This is a genomic window from Pseudomonas sp. JV245A (genome assembly GCF_032424515.1).
In the GTDB taxonomy this organism is placed as follows: Bacteria; Pseudomonadota; Gammaproteobacteria; order Pseudomonadales; family Pseudomonadaceae; genus Aquipseudomonas; species Aquipseudomonas protegens.
In genome coordinates, this window is sequence record NZ_VYKE01000242.1 from 1 (window position 1) to 4,921 (window position 4,921).

Sequence of the window (4,921 nt, forward strand, 5' to 3'; positions counted from 1 at the left end):
CAGCCCCCTGGCCAGCCCGCGCCTGGTACTGGACGAGCATCACGCCTACTGCTACTGGCTGGACAGCTGCGGCGCCGGCGAGCACTGGCGGTTCCTCCTGGAAGCCAGCATGACTTCACTGGTGGCCATGAGTCAGTGGCTGGCCGGCCAGCGCCTGCCCTGGGAATGCAGCTTCAGCCACAGCGAGCCGCGCTACGTCGAGCAGTACTGGGTGCACCTGGGGGAACAGACCCAGTTCCAGCGGCCCCTGGACCTGATGCGCATCCCCCGGCAATACCTGACCCGGCCCTGGCCCGGGGCCTCGGCCACCGCCGGCCAGGTGGCGCGCCTGGAGGCCGGCGAGCACCTGCGCCAACTGGGGTTTGCCAGCAGTTTCCTCGACACCCTGTACCGCTACCTGAAAACCCAGGTACGCCACACCCCGAGCCTGGAGCAGGCGGCCCAGGATTTCGCCATGAGCCCGGCCACCCTCAAGCGCAAGCTGAGCAAGCACCACAGCGGCTACCAGCAACAGGTGGACCGGGTGCACAAGCACGTGGCGCTGTACCTGTACCAGATCAAGGGCTGGAGCAACGAGGCGGTGGCCGAGTACCTGAACTTCAATGACCCGGCCAACTTCCGCCGGTCATTCAAGCGCTGGACCGGCAGCACCCCGAGCTTGATCCGGCAGTTGCTGGGCAGCGGCTGAAACGTTTAATCTCGAACCACGACCGCTGACGCGCCGCGGGCCCGCACAGGGGCGCCGCGGGCCGTCGCGCTCGGGCGCCCGGTGGAAAAACCGCTAAAGCGCCGGGCCATTAAGGCGTATAAACCATGGAGCGATGCCGTCGCTGTCACCGCGCCGGAGCCATTTCCAACACGGGGTAGAGTCATGACCACAGCCAATCTATTGAGCCACCTGTTTCCTGCCGCCGCCGACATCCCCGAAGCCTTTCGCCTGCCCGACCCGGTGGAGCAGCGCGACTACCTGGTGGACGGTGAACTGCGCACCTGGAACGGCCCCCTGGCCCAGGTCCGCAGCCCGATCTACCTGAGCGGCGCCGACGGCGATACCCAGGTGATTCTCGGCAGCACCCCGCTGCTGGACGCCGACACCGCCCTCACCGCCCTGGACGCCGCGGTGCGCGCCTACGATCGCGGCCAGGGCGCCTGGCCAACGATGCGCGTGGCCGAGCGCATCCAGCACGTGGAAGCCTTCCTGGCGCGCATGCGCGAACAGCGCACGGCGGTGGTCAAGTTGCTGATGTGGGAAATCGGCAAGAACCTCAAGGACTCGGAGAAGGAGTTCGACCGTACCTGCGACTACATCGTCGACACCATCGGCGCGCTCAAGGAACTGGACCGGCGCTCCAGCCGCTTCGAACTGGAGCAGGACACCCTCGGCCAGATCCGCCGCGTGCCCCTGGGCGTGGCCCTGTGCATGGGCCCCTACAACTACCCGCTGAACGAGACCTTCACCACCCTGATCCCGGCGCTGATCATGGGCAACACCGTAGTGTTCAAGCCAGCCAAGCTCGGCGTGCTGCTGATCCGCCCGCTGCTCGAAGCCTTCCGCGACAGCTTCCCGGCCGGGGTGATCAACGTCATCTACGGCAGCGGCCGCGAGACCGTCAGCGCGCTGATGGCCAGCGGCAAGATCGACATCTTTGCCTTCATCGGCACCAACAAGGCCGCCAGCGACCTGAAGAAACTCCACCCCAAGCCCCACCGCCTGCGCGCGGCCCTGGGCCTGGACGCGAAGAACCCGGGGATCGTGCTGCCCGATGCCGACCTGGACAACGCGGTCAGCGAAGCCCTCACCGGCTCCCTGTCGTTCAACGGCCAGCGCTGCACCGCGCTGAAGATCCTGTTCGTCCACGAAGCCGTGGTGGAACGCTTCATCGAGCAGTTCAACGCCAAGCTGCAAGGCCTCAAGCCGGGCATGCCCTGGGAACCGGGGGTGGCCCTGACGCCGCTGCCGGAGAACACCAAGGTCGACTACCTGCACGCCCTGGTGGCCGACGCCCAGGCCCACGGCGCCAAGGTGGTGAACGCCCACGGCGGCGAGGCCCGGGCTTCGTTCTTCTACCCGGCGGTGCTGTACCCGGTGACCCCGCAGATGCGCGTCTACCACGAGGAGCAGTTCGGCCCGGTGGTGCCCATCGTGCCCTACCGCGACCTGGACACCGTGATCGACTATGTCCTGGAATCGGACTTCGGCCAGCAACTGAGCCTGTTCGGCAGCGACCCGGCCGAGATCGGCCGGCTGGTGGACGCCTTTGCCAACCAGGTCGGGCGGATCAATATCAACGCCCAGTGCCAGCGCGGCCCGGATACCTTCCCCTTCAACGGCCGCAAGAACTCCGCCGAGGGTACGCTGTCGGTACATGACGCACTGCGCACCTTCTCGATCCGCACCCTGGTGGCGACCAAGTTCCAGGAGCGCAACAAGCAATTGATCAGCGACATCATCCGTAATCGCGAGTCGAGCTTCCTGACCACCGACTACATTTTCTGAGGGAGCCCCGAGCGTTCGCCCTGGCGCGAACGCCCGGCCCCTGCCGCCAACCGGAGGAACCGATCTGGGCCCGTTAAAACACCTGCGGGGCATCACCCTGCCACCTTTGCTGCGCCGCCTGCTGCGTCCCGTGCTCGACCCGTACCGGCGCTACCGTCACGCCCGGCTGATCCACGCGGTGCGGGTCGCCCTCGGCCTGATCGCCACCATCCTCCTGACCACCGGCCTCAACCTGCCCCACGGCGAATGGGCCTCGGTGACCATGCTGGTGGTGATCGGCGGCCTGCAGCACCACGGCAACATCGGCAAGAAGGCCGCGGAACGGGCCATCGGCACCCTGGTGGGCGCCGGGGTCGGGCTGGTGCTGGTGGTGCAGCAGGCCTACTTCGGCCACCCCTGGCTGACCTACCTGGGCATGTCGGTGGTGTGCGGCTACTTTTCCTATCACGCCATCGGCAAGGGCGGCTACACCGCGCTGCTGGCGGCGATCACCGTGTTCATCGTCGCCGGCCACGGTGACAACCAGGTCAGCGACGGCCTGTGGCGGGCGGTGGACATCCTCATCGGCATTGCCCTGGCCCTGGCGTTTTCCTTCGCCATTCCGCTGTATGCGGTGTACTCCTGGCGCTACAACCTGGCCAGCGCCCTGCGCGACTGCGCGCAGTTGTACGGGCGGATCATCAAGGGCCAGTCGGTGACCGACGACGAGCACCTCAAGCTCCTGGGCCGGGTCAACAGCGCCATGCTGCAACTGCGTTCGCTGATGCCTTCGGTGTCCAAGGAAGTACGGATTTCCATGACCGAGCTGGACGCCATCCAGCGCAACCTGCGCATGTGCATCAGCACCCTGGAGATCCTCGGCAACACCCGCCCCGATGCCAGCGACCCGCAGGCCATGGCGCAGATGCAACTGGCGCTCAAGGCCGAGCACCGGCAGATCCGCGTGCAACTGATCGGCATGGCCCGGGCCCTGCAATCGGGGGTCACCCAGCGCCTGGAGAAATCCGTGGAAGGCCACCCCGAAAACGCTCTGGAGGCCCCGGTGTATTCGGCCCTGGATGGTTACCGGCTGCTGACCCGGCAACTGGCCGCGACCCTCGGCGAGATGCACCAGCGCCTGGCCAAGAGCGCCCGGCACTGGAAGATCTAGAACAGCTCGCTGAAAGGAATGAAGGGCGCCCGATCCCCTGCCTGCAAGGTCCGGCCCTCGACGATTTCCACCAGGCCATCGGCCCAGGAAGCCCCCAGCAACACCCCGGAACTCTGGTTCGGATAAAGCACGGCGCGGCCGTTCTCCAGGCGCGCTCGCAGGTACTCGCGGCGCTTGCCGGCCTTGGGCCAAGCGAAGGCCACAGGCACCTCGACGCTCAGCGGCGCCACCTCCTGTACCCCCTGCAGCCGCAGCAGGTAGGCCCGGGCCAACAGGCCGAAGGTCACCAGTGCCGAGGCCGGGTTGCCCGGCAGGCCGATCACCGGCACCTGTCCGAAGTAACCCACGGTCAGGGGCTTGCCGGGCTTGATGGCGAGTTTCCAGAACAGCGGCCGGCCACTGTCCCTGAGCACCTGCCCGAGGCAGTCGGCATCCCCGGCGGAAACGCCGCCGGTGGTCAGGATCAGGTCCGCGCCATGCTGCAACTGCTCCAGCCTGAGGCGGGTGTGCTGCGGCCGGTCGGGCAGGATCCCGGCGTCGATCACCTCGCAGCCCAGGGCGTCCAGCCAGTGCCTGAGCAGGGTGCGGTTGCTGTTGTAGATGCAGCCGGGGCGCATGGGCGTGCCCGGCTCCAGCAATTCATCGCCGGTGGACAGCAGCGCCACGCGCGGGCGGCGCACCACCTGCAACTCGGTGCAGCCCTGGGCGGCGGCCACCGCCAGCTCGAAGGGGCCGAGGCGCTTGCCGGCCTGCAGCAACACCTCGCCGGCGCGGTTCTCCTGGCCCTGGGGGCGAATGTTCTGCCCCGTTTTCAGGGCCTGGGTAAAACGCACCCGGCCGTCTTCCAGCAGCTCGACGTTCTCTTGCATCTCGACGCAGTCGGCGCCTTCGGGCACCGGGGCGCCGGTGAAGATCCGCGCACAGCTGCCCGGTTGCAGGGGCGCACCGGGCTGCCCGGCGAACACGGTCTGCGCTACCGGCAACGGTGCACCGTCCCAGTGCTGCAGGTTCAGGGCGTAGCCGTCCATGGCACTGTTGGGCCAGGGCGGCAGGTCCAGGGTCGCCACCAGGTCGGTGGCCAGCACCCGTTGCCGGGCCTGATCCACGGCCAGGGTTTCGCTCTCCGGCAGGCGCTGGGCGTCGGCCATGGCCAGCAGGCTGGCCAATGCCTCTTCCACCGGCATCAGTGGGTTCTGGCTCATCCCCGGCTCTCGCAGGCCTGCACCGGCTTGAGGTGCGGCACGAAGTTGCATGGCCGGTGGCGGGCATCCAGC

4 protein-coding genes and 1 pseudogene are annotated in these 4,921 nt (G+C 67.7%); 3 read left to right on the plus strand and 2 right to left on the minus strand.

From position 1 onward, the window contains the following. The 3 genes from F6S12_RS29680 to F6S12_RS29690 form a co-directional block, all read left to right on the plus strand. Positions 1-688: AraC family transcriptional regulator (locus tag F6S12_RS29680; protein ID WP_315869681.1), on the plus strand; the 688-nt coding region annotated here is incomplete at its 5' end. A 183-nt stretch (positions 689-871) separates the two neighbouring features. Next, entirely contained in the window at positions 872-2,497 is a 1,626-nt protein-coding gene (locus tag F6S12_RS29685; protein WP_011061993.1) for an NADP-dependent glyceraldehyde-3-phosphate dehydrogenase, read from the plus strand. Positions 2,498-2,603: 106 nt separating this feature from the next. After that, on the plus strand, positions 2,604-3,647 hold the full coding sequence (locus tag F6S12_RS29690; RefSeq protein ID WP_011061994.1) for an FUSC family protein: 1,044 nt from the start codon (positions 2,604-2,606) through the stop codon (positions 3,645-3,647). Here F6S12_RS29690 and glp read toward each other — a convergent pair. Both glp and F6S12_RS29700 read right to left on the minus strand, forming a co-directional pair. Then, positions 3,644-4,849, minus strand: a complete 1,206-nt coding sequence (gene glp / locus F6S12_RS29695) for a gephyrin-like molybdotransferase Glp (RefSeq protein WP_011061995.1) — start codon at positions 4,847-4,849, stop codon at positions 3,644-3,646. The two genes, F6S12_RS29690 and glp, sit on opposite strands and share 4 nt — an antisense overlap. Next, positions 4,846-4,921: pseudogene (locus F6S12_RS29700) on the minus strand (molybdenum cofactor biosynthesis protein); the annotation flags it as partial. The pseudogene F6S12_RS29700 and the gene glp, both read right to left, overlap by 4 nt.